17 protein-coding genes are annotated in these 15,108 nt (G+C 44.7%); 10 read left to right on the forward strand and 7 right to left on the reverse strand.

Features of this window, described 5'->3' with window-relative positions:
• Positions 1-119 precede the first annotated feature (119 nt).
• The 4 genes from ACQEXS_RS15545 (at position 120) to ACQEXS_RS15560 (ending at position 3,308) form a co-directional block, all read left to right on the forward strand.
• Positions 120-1,124, forward strand: a complete 1,005-nt coding sequence (locus ACQEXS_RS15545; protein ID WP_367988108.1) for an ornithine carbamoyltransferase — start codon at positions 120-122, stop codon at positions 1,122-1,124.
• Between the two features lie 237 nt (positions 1,125-1,361).
• The gene (gene pyrB, locus ACQEXS_RS15550) at positions 1,362-2,291 is read left to right on the forward strand and encodes an aspartate carbamoyltransferase (RefSeq protein ID WP_427014441.1); all 930 of its coding nucleotides are present in this window, start codon (positions 1,362-1,364) and stop codon (positions 2,289-2,291) included.
• A 14-nt stretch (positions 2,292-2,305) separates the two neighbouring features.
• Positions 2,306-2,767 (forward strand): aspartate carbamoyltransferase regulatory subunit, encoded by a 462-nt coding sequence (pyrI, locus tag ACQEXS_RS15555; RefSeq protein ID WP_367988106.1) that lies wholly within the window; start codon positions 2,306-2,308, stop codon positions 2,765-2,767.
• A gap of 151 nt (positions 2,768-2,918) precedes the next feature.
• Positions 2,919-3,308, forward strand: a complete 390-nt coding sequence (locus tag ACQEXS_RS15560; protein WP_038175327.1) for a RidA family protein — start codon at positions 2,919-2,921, stop codon at positions 3,306-3,308.
• Between the two features lie 56 nt (positions 3,309-3,364).
• Here ACQEXS_RS15560 and djlA read toward each other — a convergent pair whose 3' ends face one another.
• The gene (djlA, locus tag ACQEXS_RS15565) at positions 3,365-4,135 is read right to left on the reverse strand and encodes a co-chaperone DjlA (protein WP_427014442.1); all 771 of its coding nucleotides are present in this window, start codon (positions 4,133-4,135) and stop codon (positions 3,365-3,367) included.
• Between the two features lie 148 nt (positions 4,136-4,283).
• Between djlA and lptD the strand changes: the two genes are divergently transcribed.
• The 6 genes from lptD to apaH all read left to right on the forward strand — a co-directional run bounded on the left by lptD (position 4,284) and on the right by apaH (position 11,065).
• Entirely contained in the window at positions 4,284-6,635 is a 2,352-nt protein-coding gene (gene lptD / locus ACQEXS_RS15570; protein ID WP_427014443.1) for an LPS assembly protein LptD, read from the forward strand.
• A gap of 57 nt (positions 6,636-6,692) precedes the next feature.
• On the forward strand, positions 6,693-7,988 hold the full coding sequence (surA, locus tag ACQEXS_RS15575) for a peptidylprolyl isomerase SurA (protein ID WP_427014444.1): 1,296 nt from the start codon (positions 6,693-6,695) through the stop codon (positions 7,986-7,988).
• Positions 7,978-8,970, forward strand: coding sequence for a 4-hydroxythreonine-4-phosphate dehydrogenase PdxA (gene pdxA, locus ACQEXS_RS15580; protein WP_427014445.1), 993 nt, complete (start codon positions 7,978-7,980; stop codon positions 8,968-8,970). Before surA ends, pdxA begins: the two co-directional genes overlap by 11 nt.
• 13 nt (positions 8,971-8,983) lie before the next feature.
• On the forward strand, positions 8,984-9,790 hold the full coding sequence (gene rsmA, locus ACQEXS_RS15585) for a 16S rRNA (adenine(1518)-N(6)/adenine(1519)-N(6))-dimethyltransferase RsmA (protein WP_427014446.1): 807 nt from the start codon (positions 8,984-8,986) through the stop codon (positions 9,788-9,790).
• A gap of 78 nt (positions 9,791-9,868) precedes the next feature.
• Complete coding sequence (apaG, locus tag ACQEXS_RS15590) at positions 9,869-10,249, forward strand: Co2+/Mg2+ efflux protein ApaG (RefSeq protein WP_427014447.1); 381 nt, start codon at positions 9,869-9,871, stop codon at positions 10,247-10,249.
• Between the two features lie 12 nt (positions 10,250-10,261).
• Positions 10,262-11,065 carry a bis(5'-nucleosyl)-tetraphosphatase (symmetrical) ApaH gene (gene apaH, locus ACQEXS_RS15595; RefSeq protein WP_427014448.1) on the forward strand — a complete coding sequence of 268 codons (804 nt, stop codon included), beginning with the start codon at positions 10,262-10,264 and terminating at the stop codon, positions 11,063-11,065.
• 71 nt (positions 11,066-11,136) lie between these two features.
• Here the strand turns inward: apaH and folA are convergent, their stop codons facing one another.
• The 6 genes from folA to rplU all read right to left on the reverse strand — a co-directional run bounded on the left by folA (position 11,137) and on the right by rplU (position 14,998).
• Positions 11,137-11,616 carry a type 3 dihydrofolate reductase gene (gene folA / locus ACQEXS_RS15600; RefSeq protein WP_427014449.1) on the reverse strand — a complete coding sequence of 160 codons (480 nt, stop codon included), beginning with the start codon at positions 11,614-11,616 and terminating at the stop codon, positions 11,137-11,139.
• A gap of 22 nt (positions 11,617-11,638) precedes the next feature.
• On the reverse strand, positions 11,639-12,106 hold the full coding sequence (locus ACQEXS_RS15605) for a threonine/serine exporter family protein (RefSeq protein ID WP_374144798.1): 468 nt from the start codon (positions 12,104-12,106) through the stop codon (positions 11,639-11,641).
• The gene (locus ACQEXS_RS15610; protein WP_427014450.1) at positions 12,106-12,867 is read right to left on the reverse strand and encodes a threonine/serine exporter family protein; all 762 of its coding nucleotides are present in this window, start codon (positions 12,865-12,867) and stop codon (positions 12,106-12,108) included. Before ACQEXS_RS15610 ends, ACQEXS_RS15605 begins: the two co-directional genes overlap by 1 nt.
• A 111-nt stretch (positions 12,868-12,978) precedes the next feature.
• On the reverse strand, positions 12,979-14,151 hold the full coding sequence (cgtA, locus tag ACQEXS_RS15615; protein ID WP_427011539.1) for an Obg family GTPase CgtA: 1,173 nt from the start codon (positions 14,149-14,151) through the stop codon (positions 12,979-12,981).
• Between the two features lie 257 nt (positions 14,152-14,408).
• Complete coding sequence (gene rpmA / locus ACQEXS_RS15620) at positions 14,409-14,666, reverse strand: 50S ribosomal protein L27 (RefSeq protein WP_004401772.1); 258 nt, start codon at positions 14,664-14,666, stop codon at positions 14,409-14,411.
• Between the two features lie 20 nt (positions 14,667-14,686).
• On the reverse strand, positions 14,687-14,998 hold the full coding sequence (gene rplU, locus ACQEXS_RS15625) for a 50S ribosomal protein L21 (protein ID WP_006074830.1): 312 nt from the start codon (positions 14,996-14,998) through the stop codon (positions 14,687-14,689).
• Positions 14,999-15,108: the final 110 nt, after the last annotated feature.

A 15,108-nucleotide genomic window follows, 5' to 3' on the forward strand; every position in this document is an offset into this window, starting at 1 on the left:
ACAAAAGGCGAGATAAAATTCACATCTCGCCTTATTTTTAAAATAATTATTCACAAAATCTTCATTTTTATGTTTTACTAATGTCATTGACCGAACGAACTCAAGGATTGGAGCACACAATGGCTTTTAATTTACGTAACCGCAACTTTCTTAAGCTGCTCGATTTCTCACCAAAAGAGATCCAATTTCTCCTCGACCTTTCTGCTGATCTTAAGAAAGCAAAATACGCAGGTACTGAGCAGAAAAAACTGGTGGGCAAAAACATTGCTCTAATCTTTGAAAAAGCGTCTACCCGTACCCGATGCGCTTTTGAAGTTGCCGCTTTTGATCAGGGTGCTCAGGTTTCCTACATCGGCCCTTCTGGCTCACAGATCGGCCATAAAGAATCGATGAAGGACACCGCACGTGTACTCGGAAGAATGTACGACGGCATTGAGTACCGAGGCTTTGGTCAAGCTATTGTTGAAGAATTAGGAACTCATGCTGGCGTCCCCGTTTGGAATGGTCTCACCAACGAATTCCATCCAACTCAAATTCTCGCTGACTTTCTGACCATGTTAGAACATGGCCGCGGTAAGCAATTGCATGAAATTAAGTTTGCTTACCTCGGAGATGCCCGCAATAACATGGGAAACTCTCTTCTAGTTGGGGCTGCTAAAATGGGTATGGACATTCGCCTTGTCGCGCCTAAGGCCTACTGGCCGGAAGAAGAGTTGGTCACAACATGTCAGTCCATTGCCAAACAGACTGGTGCAAAAATCACTCTTACTGAAAACGTCGAGGAAGGGGTAAAAGACTGTGATTTCCTTTACACCGATGTGTGGGTGTCTATGGGTGAAGCGCCAGATGCTTGGGATCAACGTGTGGCTATGATGACGCCTTATCAGGTCAACATGGAGGTTATTGCCAAAACTGGCAATCCAAATGTGAAATTTATGCACTGCCTACCAGCTTTTCACAATGATGAAACTACCATTGGTAAAGAAGTGGCTGAAAAATACGGCATGAATGGGCTTGAAGTGACGGAAGAGGTTTTTGAATCGCACCACTCTATCGTCTTTGATGAAGCAGAAAATCGAATGCATACAATTAAAGCGGTGATGGTGGCAACACTTGGCAGTTAAGCCCCCTGAAGTAGCGCATAATTCCTTGATGTAATCGCTTGCGCTCACAAATCTTCGGCGTATAATGCTCGGCAATTTGTCTGGAGATAGTGAAACATGCCACGTCATTCGTGTTCTACAATGCGCTTTACCATTGATAAACGCAGTCGTTTATCTGCAAGCCATTTCGCTATTTCTATTGATTTCTAAAGCCTCCCATTTTGGGGGGCTTTTTTATTGCCTAAAGGGAAGATGATTATGACTAACTCGCTTTACCGCAAGCACATTATCTCAATACCAGAGCTTTCACGCCAAGAACTTGAATTGATAGTGGAAACCGCTGGTCAGCTCAAAGCAGAGCCCAAACCTGAGCTGATAAAAAACAAAGTCGTCGCGAGCTGCTTTTTTGAGCCTTCAACGCGTACCCGTCTTTCCTTCGAAACCGCCATTCAGCGCATTGGTGGTGACGTGATTGGGTTTGATAATGGTGGTAATACGTCATTAGCTAAAAAAGGAGAAACGCTAGCGGATTCAGTCCAAGTCATCTCCTCTTATGTTGACGCTTTTGTCATGCGTCACCCGCAAGAAGGGGCTGCTCGCCTAGCCTCTGAATTTTCAAATGGCGTCCCAGTAATTAACGCAGGTGATGGTGCAAATCAACATCCAACTCAAACGCTGCTTGACCTATTCTCTATCGCCGACACTCAAGGTCGTCTTGATAACCTGAACGTGGCGTTTGTCGGTGACTTAAAATATGGCCGCACGGTCCACTCGCTGACTCAAGCGCTGGCGAAATTCAATAATGTACGTTTCTTCTTCATCGCCCCAGAAGCCCTTGCGATGCCAGATTATATCTGTGAAGAGCTAGATGAGTCAGGCATTGAATATAGCCTGCACACAGACATGGAAAGTGTCATTCCGGAACTGGATGTCCTTTACATGACACGCGTACAAAAAGAGCGCTTTGATGAGTCTGAATACGCTCACATCAAATCGGCATATATCTTAACGGCGGCACTCTTAGAGGGTGCACGTGAAAACCTGAAAGTGCTACATCCACTGCCACGAGTTGATGAAATCACAGTAGATGTTGATAAAACACCACACGCTTACTACTTCGAGCAAGCCGAAAACGGCGTGTATGCGCGTGAAGCCTTATTGGCTCTTGTACTGAATGAATCTTTGTAATTGGGAGAAGGAACATGACTAAAGAAACGCAATTGCAAGTTGAGGCAATTAAAAACGGCACCGTCATTGACCACATTCCAGCGCAAATTGGGATTAAAGTACTCAAGCTGTTTTCGATGCACAAATCCGAGCAACGTGTCACGGTGGGGCTAAACCTACCGTCATCTGCACTTGGCCATAAAGATCTATTAAAAATAGAGAACATTTTTATTAGTGAGGAGCAAGCGAGCAAACTGGCGCTGTATGCTCCGCATGCGACCGTGAATCAAATCGAAAACTATGAAGTAGTGAAGAAACTGGCTCTTGAACTGCCAGAACAAATTAATAACGTGTTCGAATGTCCAAACAGCAACTGTATTACCCACGATGAGCCAGTGGAAAGTAGCTTTAAAGTGTTTGAGAAAAAAGACAACATTACCCTTAAGTGTAAATACTGCGAGAAGGTATTCTCTCGTGAAATCGTCACTGAACGTTAAATAAAAATGCTTTGTCAAAAGCCTGAAATACCTCGCTATGGCGAGGTATTTTGCCCTTTACCTTATAAAAAATTGAAGGCACACTGGCTCTCCTAACCTAATCCGCGAATCAGTCATTTCACTGGTTACGCTAACAAGATGGAATATAACAATGACTAAAGTACTTCACACAGAATCTGCTCCAGCAGCAATTGGCCCATACGTACAAGGTGTGGATCTTGGCAACATGGTACTGACTTCGGGCCAAATCCCAGTAAACCCTGCTACTGGTGAAGTATCTGCAGACATCGCAGAGCAAGCACGCCAATCTTTAGAAAACGTAAAAGCAGTGGTAGAAGCATCTGGCCTAAGTGTTACTGACATCGTGAAAATGACGGTTTTCGTTAAAGATCTCAACGACTTCGGCACCGTTAACGAAGTGTATGGAAAGTTCTTTGATGAGCATAATGTGGCAAACTACCCTGCTCGCTCATGCGTTGAAGTTGCTCGTCTACCGAAAGATGTCGGTATCGAAATTGAAGCTATTGCTGTGCGTAAATAATGGCAATAGATTCAAAAAAGGCGAGCATGTGGCTCGCCTTTTTTATACCAAATCAATTACTTAAAACCTTTCACTTTCTTAATTAAGTCATAAGCACTTTGAATTTCCTGAGATTTTTCCTTAGCCACATTCATCATTTCTGGCGGTAGCCCCTTCGCCATCAGTTTGTCTGGATGATGCTCGTTCATCAGTTTGCGATAAGCCCGTTTCACATCTTTCGCATCTGCACTCTCTTCTATACCTAACACTTTATAGGCATCGGACAGCTGGCTGGCTTGAGACGCCTGTTGCCAACCCGACGAATGACCGCCAGAATGCGAGCCGCCAGCATGTTGGCCACCAAAACCGCCGCCGCCATGTTGAAAACGAAACGCCGCTTCTTGCATACGCAAACGCTGCTCTAGTTGCTGGGATGAAAAACCAAGTCCACGTGCGATGCGGTGCAAGAGATTGCGCTCACTTGGATGAACATCACCATCAGCAAACGCAGCCGAAATCTGTAACTCTAAAAAGAACTGCATTAAGTCAAAACGACCACCCGATGAAATACGCACGCGCTCAAGCACCGTATCCAAAGGAAAGTCTGAAGACTTCCCTTCACGAAAAGCATCTTGCGCAGCACGGCGTTGCTCTCCTTGAAGGTTCATGCGATCCATCATGGTCGATGCCAATTGGATCTCTTCTTTGGTGACCTGCCCTTTTGCTTTAGCAACATGCCCCATCACCGCAAATGCCGCTTTAAAGAACTCTTCTTGACGCTCCGCCTGAGATGGCCCACCAAATAGGAAACCAAAAAAGCCACCAAGAATTTTGCCAAAAATATGCATTATGTGTTCTCAATCTCTGAATTTTTTCATCGTTCTGCGGTCTGATAGTGCCGGAAGCTTTAATTTCCTTTATGATAGAGACCGTTTTATTTAACATTCGGTCACTCGTTCACCGAATGTATCAAGTTCAACAGGATAGTAAAACTCGATGTCACGTTTCTCCCGCACCTTGTTAGCCGCTTCAATCAGTGCCGCTTTTTTTGTGCCTCAGACTCAAGCCGAAGCTGTATTCGATGATAGTGTGCAGGAACTGCCCGCTATAGATCAATGTTTGATCAACGAACCTGAGCCCGAAAATCCAAATCAACAGCCAATTAACGTTGAAGCAGACTCTCTCGAAGCCATTAATGGCGATAAAGCTACTTACAGTGGCAATGTTGTTGTGGTTCAAGGCAAAAAGCGTATGCACGCTGACAACGTTACCTTGCACCAGAAGGAAAATATTGTCGTTGCTGAGGGCAATGTTCAATTTAGTGATGGTGAAGTCAAGACCATCTCTGATAAAGCAGTAAATAACCTCAACAATGATAATGTGACGCTCGAGAATACCGATTATAAGTTCCTGTGTGAACCGGGACGTGGTGAAGCTGTCTACATTTCTAAGACAGGTAAAGCTGTGTACGAAATTGAGGATGGCTCGATTACTTCTTGTCCTGAAGGCAATAATGCATGGCGTATGCGCGCCTCAAGCATCGACATTGATCAAGACGAAGAGCAAGCCACGTTCTACAACCCACGTTTTGAAATTCAGAATGTACCGGTATTCTACCTGCCTTACCTTGTTGTTCCTGTGGGGGATACACGTAAAACGGGTTTCCTTTATCCAACCGTGTCTTACGGCTCTAAAGACGGCTTTGAACTCGATATCCCGGTGTACTGGAACCTCGCGCCAAACTACGACTTGGAAACAACGTTCCGTTATATGGAAAAACGAGGCGTGCAACTCGATAGCACCTTCCGTTACCTAACGTCGTTCGGCTCTGGTACTCTTGATGCCGAGTACTTACCTGACGATAAGAAATACCCAGAAAAAGGGGATCGTTGGGGCTTCCAATACAAGCACAATGGTATTTTCCAGCAAGCATGGAAATTTGAAGTTGATTACTCCAAAGTCAGTGACATTCAATATTTCACCGATATTGACTCTCGTATTGGTAACCGTGAAGACGGCCAATTAATTCAAGAAGCCCGAGCGACTTACCGCTCGCAATCCTGGGATGCGTCATTACTGACGCGAGATTTTCAGGTGTTGACGAACACGGGCAACCTGCCATATCGATTGTTGCCGCAGCTCGAATTCAATTACTACGCACCAGAGCTGATGCGCTACCTTGATTTCGATATGATCAGCCATATTTCACGTTTTGATACTGACGACACATCTAAGCCATCAGCCACTCGTGTACATGTTGAACCGGGTATTACCATTCCTATTGGTACAACTTGGGGCACTTGGACTACCGAAGCTCGCTTACTAGGTACCTATTACCAACAAGACCTGGACGGGCTTGATCTCTCATCGTCGCAATTTGAAGGCTACAATCTCAAAGAGACCACTTCACGAGTGATCCCTGAGTTTCGCTCCCATGCTGGTATTGTATTAGAACGTGATACCACCATACTGGATAACTACACTCAAACCCTTGAGCCACAAGTTCAATATCTGTTTGTACCAGAGCAAGATCAAAGTGATATCTACCTCTACGATACCACGTTGCTGCAAACCGATTATTACGGTCTTTTCCGCAGCCGAAAATACAGTGGTGTTGACCGTATCGCTTCTGCAAACCAATTTAGCTACGGTGCTTCCAGCCGTTTCTTTGATGATCAATACAAAGAGCGTTTGAATATCTCCTTTGGTCAGATTTTCTACCTCAACCGCGATGATAACTCACCGTCAGATGCTTCGGGAGAGAGTAAAAACTCTAGCTATTCTGCTTGGGCAGTGGAGATGGACTTCAACTACGATGACTATCTGTTCTATCACGGCGGGGTTCAGTACGATATCGACACCAGTGCGATGCAACTGGCGAACAGTACCTTGGAATACCGATTTAATGGTGGCTATCTACAAGGGAACTATCGTTACGTCACGCAAGACTATATTGAAGAAACCGTCAATTTTGATACCAGTTCAATCACGCGCGAAGGCATCTCTCAAGCAGGCTTGTTAGGTGCTTATCAAATCTCTCGCCATTGGAATGCCAGTGCGCAGTACTATCACGATTTGACCACAAACGAAGCCTTAGAATGGCTAGCTCGTCTCAACTACACTTCTGATTGCTGGTATATCGGTTTTACCTACAGTAATCAGTTAAGAAGCTGGGATGGCGACTTTATTCATTCAGATAACGCAACGCCTGTTTATGAGAACAACTTCAGCGTTAACTTCGGCATTGTCGGTTTTGGTACCAATATTGGTGCAGGCTCAGACGCAGCAGGGACTGGTAGCGCAGGTAATTCACTCGGTTATGGCCGACCATTCTTCTTAAATAACTAATAAATTCGATCCGTTGGAAACAACTCTAACGGATCATTTTAAATAATAGGAACATCGATGAAACTGTGGAAACAAACATTATTAGCTCTGACAACAGTATGCACATTATCTGTGGCACATGCTGCGCCAGTAGAGCTAGATAAAGTTGCGGTAATCGTCAATAAAGGAGTGGTATTAGAAAGTGATATCGACTCTGCAATCAAAACCCTAAAAGCTAACGCCAGAAAAAATGGGCAAGCACTGCCTGAAGCCTCTATTTTAAAAGAGCAGGTGACTGAAAAACTGATCATTGATGCTATCCAGCAACAAGAAGCAGAGCGTATTGGTGTGCGAATCGATGATAACCGACTCAATGCTGCCATTGCTGAAATTGCAAAAAATAACAAGCAATCTATCGAACAACTGACGACATCTATCGCTTCAGAAGGCTTAAGCTATGCTGAGTTTCGCGAGCAAATCCGTAAAGAAATTGCGGCTAGTGAAGCACGTAATGCCTTGGTTCGTCGCCGTATTAATATCCTTCCTGCTGAAGTAGATAACCTAGCAAACATTTTGGCACAAGAGACCAATGCAGCGGTTCAATATAAAATCAGCCACATTCAGATCCGTGTTGAAGACGGTGATGATAAGTCAGCGGTAGAAGCCCAAGCCCAAGAGCTGGTTAAAAAGCTGAAAAAAGGCGCCGACTTCAGCACCATGGCTTATACCTATTCAAAAGGTCCCAAAGCTCTGCAAGGTGGAGATTGGGGCTGGATGCAAAAAGAAGAGATGCCAACCATTTTCGCTGATCACATTAAGCTTCAGAATAAAGGCAGTATTATTGGCCCATTCCGCAGTGGTGTAGGTTTCCACATTCTTAAAATTGATGATGTGAAAGGGTTAGAAACCGTTGCAGTAACTGAAGTCAATGCGCGCCATATTTTGATCAAACCGACCGTTATTTTAAGTGATGAAGGCGCAGAAAAAGAGTTGAAAGAACTCACTCGTCGCATTAAGTCAGGCAAAGCAACCTTTGGTGAGCTGGCACAACAATACAGCCAAGACCCTGGCTCTGCTGCGCAATACGGCGAACTAGGTTATCAGACCGCGGACCTTTATGTGCCTGAGTTTAAGCACCAAGTAGAAACCTTACCTGTTGGCCAAATCAGTGAACCATTTAAAACCGTTCATGGCTGGCACATTGTTGAAGTAATGGGACGACGTCAGGTTGATCGCACAGATGCTGCCCTAAAAAATAAGGCCTACCGTATTCTGTTTAATCGTAAATTCAATGAAGAAGCCAGTGCATGGTTACAAGAGATCCGTGCCAGTGCCTATATTGAACGCCTAGAAGGCCACGGCGATGAGCAGTAAACGGATTATTGTCACGGCAGGTGAGCCTGCCGGTATTGGCCCCGATTTGGTGCTTGCACTCTCTAAAGAGAGTTGGCCTCACCAAATCGTTGTTTGTGCAGATAAAAACATGCTGTCTGAGCGCGCTAAACTGCTCGGCATTGATGTTACATTGATTGATTACAATCCAGCACAAGCCGCTTCCCCTCAACAAGCGGGTTCTTTAATTGTTGAACACATTGCGATGGACGCGATTGCTGAAGCCGGCAAGTTGAATGAACAAAACGGCCATTACGTACTTAAAACATTAGAAAGAGCCGCATTAGGCTGTATGAATGGTGAGTTTGATGCTATTGTCACCGGCCCTGTTCATAAAGGGGTAATTAACCGAGCAGGGGTCGCATTTAGTGGCCATACTGAGTTTTTTGCAGAGAAGTCAAATACTCCTCTGGTTGTGATGATGCTTGCAACAGAAGGGTTACGTGTTGCCTTGGTCACAACGCATATTCCTCTAGCCTACGTCTCAAAAGCTGTCACACAAGAGCGCTTGGGAAATATCATTCATATTCTCCACCAAGACTTAGTAGAGAAATTTGCGATTCCAAAGCCAAAAATCTACATATGTGGCTTAAATCCACATGCAGGTGAAGATGGTTGTCTAGGTATGGAAGAAATTGAAACCATATCGCCAACACTCGAGACACTACGTCAAACAAACGGTTATGATCTACAAGGCCCTTTGCCTGCCGATACGATTTTTAACCACAAATATCTGCAAGAAGCAGATGCAGTATTGGGTATGTACCATGATCAGGTGCTACCAGTGCTAAAATATAAAGGCTTTGGCCGCTCAGTGAATATCACGCTCGGCTTGCCATTTATCAGAACCTCTGTCGACCATGGCACCGCCTTAGATTTGGCAGGTAAAGGAACGGCAGATACCGGAAGCTTCAGGACGGCACTAAAATACGCTATTGACTTAGTTGATAACAAAGCTAATTAATTCAGAGAATACTATGAGAAACGATGTCCATTTAGGGCACAAAGCGCGTAAACGTTTTGGTCAAAACTTCTTAAACGATCCTTATATCATTGATGGTATTGTGTCATCGATTAATCCAAGACCAGGACAAAACCTTGTTGAAATTGGTCCTGGTTTAGGGGCGATTACTGAGCCTGTAGGACGTGAAGTCGATAAGTTCACTGTCATCGAGCTGGACCGAGATCTTGCAGAGCGCCTACGCAACCATCCTGAGCTTGCCGACAAACTGACTATTCATGAAGGCGACGCTATGCGCTTCGACTTTACGCAACTGGTAAAGCCAAACAACAAGCTGCGTATTTTCGGTAACCTGCCTTACAACATCTCCACACCACTGATGTTCCATTTGTTTGAATATCACAAAGATATCCAAGACATGCATTTCATGTTGCAAAAAGAGGTGGTGAATCGTTTAGCAGCAGGACCAGGTAGCAAGGCTTATGGCCGCTTAACAGTCATGGCACAATATTACTGTAAAGTGGTACCTGTTTTAGAAGTACCGCCTACGGCATTTGTACCACCACCAAAAGTTGATTCTGCGGTAGTCCGCCTTGTGCCTTATGAAGAAGTTCCACATCCTGCGACAAGTCTGAACTGGCTTGATCGAGTATGCCGTGAAGGGTTCAACCAACGTCGCAAGACAGTGAAAAATTGCTATAAGTCACTTATTGCTGAAGAAGTATTAGTTGAGCTTGGCATTAATCCAACGATGCGCCCAGAGAATCTAACTCTAGAGCAATTTGTTGATATGGCAAACTGGTTAGATGCTAATCATAAATAGCCCCTCGCTCAACGTGACTTAAATGTAAAAGGCAGTGGTGAAAACCACTGTCTTTTTTCCAGGTAGAAGGATTGCTTTATGGATATCTCTCAACCTTGTATTAAAATACAAGTTCACAGCAAGTATCTCGCAGAACAATCAGATCCAACTCTTAAGCGCTACGTTTTCGCCTACATCATTACGATAAAAAACTTGAGCCAAGAAACAGTTCAACTCATTAGTCGCCGTTGGCTCATCACAGATGCAAATGGAAAACAAAGCACTGTCGAAGGCGACGGTGTTGTTGGGCAACAACCTTTTATTTCCGGCAACGATGAATACACCTACAGCAGTGGAACAGCCTTGGAGACTCCCGTTGGTGTCATGCAAGGACACTACATGATGCTCGACGAAAAAGGCCGTGAGTTCATCGCTGACATTGAGCCATTCAGATTGGCTGTCCCTAATATTCTTAATTAATTGGAGTGATTTGTGGCTAACTACATTGTCGGTGATATTCAAGGTTGTTTTGATGAACTTCAGTTGCTCTTAAAACAAGCAGATTTCGACCCAAATAGAGATACGCTCTGGGTCGCGGGTGACTTAGTGGCAAGAGGAAATAAATCCTTAGAAACGCTGCGTTTTATTAAGTCACTTGGTGCAAGTGCCAAAGTTGTTCTTGGCAATCATGACCTACATCTTCTTGCTGTCTCACTCGGTATTCACCGAGTAAAGGACAAAGACAAAACCGCTCCAATTTTAGATGCAGCAGACAAACATGACTTACTTGAATGGTTGAGGCATCAGCCGCTTCTTCAAGAACATGATGAATTTGTGATGTGTCACGCTGGAATATCTCCGCAATGGAACTTAGACACGGCCCGCAGCGCAGCGCGAGAAGTCGAAGCTCTTCTGCAGAGTGAACAATGGATTTGGTTAATTGAGAACATGTACTGTAACCAACCAGATCGATGGGAAGAGGATCTAGCAGGAATAGCGCGCTACCGATACATCATCAATGCATTCACTCGAATGCGCTTTTGCTTTCTTGATGCCCGCTTAGATATGGAGTGTAAGCTGCCACCACAGCAACTCACCGATCATACACTGATGCCATGGTTTCAACTGCCACAACGCATTCCACTCGAAAAGACCGTATTATTTGGTCATTGGGCTGCACTTGAAGGTTATCAAAACACTGAAGTAATAGGCTTAGATACTGGCTGTGTTTGGGGAGGCGATCTTACCATGCTGCGCTGGGAGGATAAGCAGTACTTTGTGCAGCCAGCTGCCTAGAGAAATAATAAAGGGTTGCTCAACCACATCAACCCTTACTGTTCACGCCACTCTCAACGAGAAAACTCGTCTTACTTCTCTAAGATGACAAAACGCATATCGTAAGCATTTTTATCATCGGCACTATATGTTTCAGAGTAGCTTTCTTTAAAGTCAGTGCCCCACTGTGGGAACTGAGTGTCACCGTCGAGATTCGCATTTATGTGGGTCAGATAAAGCTTATTTGCCATAGGTAGACAGGCTTGGTAAATCGCCCCACCACCAATGATCATCAACTCTTCGATTTCTCCCACCGCTTGAATTGCTTCATCAATGGATGTCACACACGTCACCCCATCAATTTCCAATGCAGCATCACGACTTAATACGATATTCATCCGTCCTGGCAGAGGGCGACCGATTGATTCATAGGTTTTCCGTCCCATCACTACAGGCTTCCCCATAGTGCAACGTCTAAACCATTGAAAGTCTGCCGGTAAATGCCATGGCATTTCATTATTTTTGCCAATAATTCGATTGTCTGCCATCGCGGCAATCATACTGATGATCATTTCTCTTTCCTGTATAAATCCATCAAACAATAGGACGACGGCGATAGAATAGCAGCCCTGGCATCGCTAAACCAACTGCTAAACCAGCAATAATAAACATCGCTTTAAGAAAGTTCTCAAACAGCATCGCAACCAACTCGGGGTTATACCCTTGATGATTTAACTCTACTAAAGCAATCATCGCTTTAAACGCAAAAACCCCCGGGACCATTGGGATCAATGAAGCTACTGTGAACACTTTAGGGTGTGCAAGAAAACGGTGTGACCAATGAACGCCAATCATGCCAACCACCGTCGCAGCAAAAAATGTCGCCCATTCAATTGGGATGCCAAAATGCATCATCAAGTAGCGAGAGCCGTGCCCTAATGCCCCACCAATCGCACAATATTTCAGAGCATTTTTCGGCACATTGAACACCAAAGCAAAACCAACGGCAGGGATCGCGGCAAATAACATGTCATTTATTAGGCCAAATAGAAGCGCCATCATTACCACCCCCACACACCAACAAGGCTCATCGCCGCCACAATCCCTAAGCAAGTTGCTAAGGTAAGTAGACTTGCCATGACAAAACGAGCAATTCCCATATTGATATACCCTTTGAGCATGTCGGCAACAGAGTTAATTAACGGAAAGCCCGGGACAAGCATTAACACGGAGGAGGCCATCACCACAGAAGGTGAATTCCCAATGTGATAGATCACCGCTTGAGCAGAAATAATCGTGGTCACAAAAGCAGTGGCAGCAAAATTCAGTAGTGGGTTAAAGTGTCGATGACCAATCTCTTGTCGAACAACCATGCCACATGCCGACGCAAGAAATGTCATGCCAAACACACTCCAGTCCCCTCCAGCTAAACGGCTAAATGCTGCGCAAGACAAACCGATCATCAAGACCACCAACCACCGGTTGTAGCGCTCTGGACTGATCTGATTCAGCTTATGTTGTGCCATTGAATAATCAATAATCCCCCGCTCCAACATAATGCAAATACGTTGAACCTGAGTGATCACTCGCATGTTGATCCCACGATCTGGGCTACGTCTTGCTGTAGTGATGCAATGACCATCATTGACGGTCGTTACAACCAGTGAACTGGCGGAGAGCGACACCTCAACTTCGTCCATACCACTGGCGATACCGATCCGGCGCATAATATCACCTACTAGTGTACTTTCTGCGCCATGAGCTAATAACATTTGGCCCGATTGAGCAATAAAACGCGAGACTGCTCGCTGCTGTGAAATCATGATCCTTCCTAACTCCTTTAAGAATCTTGATATTTTGATGCAAATTGTTGAATAAAGTTTTGATACAAACGAAAAAGAGCCGCAAAAATGCGGCTCTTTTATTCATAGTGATTAATCACGGACATAGATAACGTGGCCGTCATCTTCTTCATCGTCCCAATCATCCCAGTCATCATCATCTTCAGTGATCACGTCATTACCTGACATGGCATCTTTATGGTAGTCATCCCACATGAAGTTTACTTTATCTTCTTCAGCAACTTCTTCCTCTTCGCGAGGTAGGTTTTCCATAAAGTCAGCAAGCTTATAACAAAGCTCTTTTGTGCCTTGCTTGTTCACTGCTGAAATCTTGAAATATTCATCTTCCCAACCAAGGGCATCAAGAATACCTTGAATGATTTCATCCGCTTCATCTTCTGGCATCAAATCTACTTTATTGAATACCAACCAACGAGGTTTATCGGCTAACTTCTCACTGTATTGCTCTAACTCATCAATGATCGTTAGTGCATTCTCAATCGGATCCGTTTGATCGATTGGCATGATATCGATCATATGCAGCAACACGCGACAACGCTCAAGGTGCTTCAAGAAACGAATGCCAAGGCCAGCACCATCTGCAGCACCTTCGATCAAGCCAGGAATATCCGCAACAACGAAGCTTTTCTCTGGAACCACACTCACAACACCCAAACTTGGGATAAGAGTGGTAAATGGGTAATCAGCAACTTTAGGTTTAGCTGCTGAGACCGCACGGATAAATGTCGATTTACCTGCATTAGGTAAACCCAGCATACCCACATCTGCTAGTAGCAGAAGCTCTAGGCGCAGCTCACGCACTTCACCTTTGGTACCCATCGTCTTTTGACGTGGTGCTCGGTTTACAGAAGACTTAAAACGCGTGTTACCTAAGCCATGCCAGCCGCCTTTCGCGACCATCATTTTTTTACCGTGCTCAGCGACTTCCGCTACGATTTCATTTGTGTGGATATCAACAGCACGTGTACCTACAGGAACACGAAGTACTTTGTCTTTACCACGCTTACCAGTACAGTTACCACCGCGGCCATTCTCACCGCGTTCCGCTTCATAGAAGCGCTGAAAACGATAGTCAATTAGAGTGTTAAGGTTTTCATCAGCTTGGATGTAAACATCACCACCATCGCCGCCATCACCGCCATCTGGGCCACCTTTGGCAACAAACTTTTCGCGCCAGAAACTAACAACACCGTTACCGCCATCGCCAGCCTGAACTTTAACTACCGCTTCATCAACGAATTTCATCTCTTACTCCGCCCTTTTGCTATTTACATAGCTGCGTTGCAAATATCATCTCAGCTCTCCCTATCTCATTAGGAAAAGTGAATGATATAAATTCTAGCAGATCCCACTTTCAGATCGATCACCTTGATCCTTGATCGTCCTGCTACTTGGAACAAATATTGAGGGACTCTTATCAGAGTGCCTTAGTATTGGTTCTTGCATAAATAAAAAACCCTGCCGAATCGGCAGGGCTTTTGAATTCAGCTAGAAACGTAAAATTACTCAGCTTCGATGCTTACGAATTTACGGTTCTTAGGACCTTTTACTTCAAACTTAACTTTACCGTCAGTTAGAGCAAATAGAGTGTGGTCTTTACCAAGGCCTACGTTGTTACCAGCGTGGAATTTAGTACCACGTTGACGAACAATGATGTTACCTGCAAGAACAGATTCACCACCGAAACGCTTAACACCTAGACGTTTGCTTTCTGAATCGCGGCCGTTACGAGTAGAACCACCAGCTTTTTTGTGTGCCATTGTTAAACTCTCCTAATCGATTAAGCGTTGATGCCAGTGATTTTCACTTCAGTGAACCACTGACGGTGACCCTGTTGCTTACGAGAGTGCTTACGACGACGGAACTTAACGATTTTAACTTTATCGCCACGACCGTGTTGTACTACTTCAGCAACCACTTTGCCGCCCTCAACAAGAGGAGCGCCAACTTGAATGTCTTCACCGTTAGCTACAAGAAGAACTTTATCAAATTCAACTGTTGCACCAGTTTCAACGTCTAATTTCTCTAAACGAAGAGTTTGACCTTCGCTTACACGGTGTTGTTTACCACCAGATTGGAAAACAGCGTACATATCTTACTCCGCTTTTTCCGCACAGCCTTATGCATAATTTTTGTGCATCTTGGGTGTGCGCTAAACTAATCATCAATAGGGCGCAGATTCTACAGAAAGCTCGACCCCAT

The organism is Vibrio sp. TRT 17S01, assembly GCF_050113695.1.
Classification (GTDB): domain Bacteria; phylum Pseudomonadota; class Gammaproteobacteria; order Enterobacterales; family Vibrionaceae; genus Vibrio.

Excerpts from the sequence above, each read along its gene's own strand:
- rplU (WP_006074830.1), bottom strand. The coding sequence starts at position 14,998 with ATGTACGCTGTTTTCCAATCTGGTGGTAAACAACACCGTGTAAGCGAA.
- rpmA (WP_004401772.1), bottom strand. The coding sequence starts at position 14,666 with ATGGCACACAAAAAAGCTGGTGGTTCTACTCGTAACGGCCGCGATTCA.
- ACQEXS_RS15545 (WP_367988108.1), top strand. The coding sequence starts at position 120 with ATGGCTTTTAATTTACGTAACCGCAACTTTCTTAAGCTGCTCGATTTC.
- ACQEXS_RS15610 (WP_427014450.1), bottom strand. The coding sequence starts at position 12,867 with ATGATTTCACAGCAGCGAGCAGTCTCGCGTTTTATTGCTCAATCGGGC.
- ACQEXS_RS15560 (WP_038175327.1), top strand. The coding sequence starts at position 2,919 with ATGACTAAAGTACTTCACACAGAATCTGCTCCAGCAGCAATTGGCCCA.
- surA (WP_427014444.1), top strand. The coding sequence starts at position 6,693 with ATGAAACTGTGGAAACAAACATTATTAGCTCTGACAACAGTATGCACA.
- cgtA (WP_427011539.1), bottom strand. The coding sequence starts at position 14,151 with ATGAAATTCGTTGATGAAGCGGTAGTTAAAGTTCAGGCTGGCGATGGC.
- pdxA (WP_427014445.1), top strand. The coding sequence starts at position 7,978 with ATGAGCAGTAAACGGATTATTGTCACGGCAGGTGAGCCTGCCGGTATT.
- ACQEXS_RS15605 (WP_374144798.1), bottom strand. The coding sequence starts at position 12,106 with ATGATGGCGCTTCTATTTGGCCTAATAAATGACATGTTATTTGCCGCG.
- rsmA (WP_427014446.1), top strand. The coding sequence starts at position 8,984 with ATGAGAAACGATGTCCATTTAGGGCACAAAGCGCGTAAACGTTTTGGT.
- pyrB (WP_427014441.1), top strand. The coding sequence starts at position 1,362 with ATGACTAACTCGCTTTACCGCAAGCACATTATCTCAATACCAGAGCTT.
- folA (WP_427014449.1), bottom strand. The coding sequence starts at position 11,616 with ATGATCATCAGTATGATTGCCGCGATGGCAGACAATCGAATTATTGGC.
- lptD (WP_427014443.1), top strand. The coding sequence starts at position 4,284 with ATGTCACGTTTCTCCCGCACCTTGTTAGCCGCTTCAATCAGTGCCGCT.
- apaG (WP_427014447.1), top strand. The coding sequence starts at position 9,869 with ATGGATATCTCTCAACCTTGTATTAAAATACAAGTTCACAGCAAGTAT.
- pyrI (WP_367988106.1), top strand. The coding sequence starts at position 2,306 with ATGACTAAAGAAACGCAATTGCAAGTTGAGGCAATTAAAAACGGCACC.
- djlA (WP_427014442.1), bottom strand. The coding sequence starts at position 4,135 with ATGCATATTTTTGGCAAAATTCTTGGTGGCTTTTTTGGTTTCCTATTT.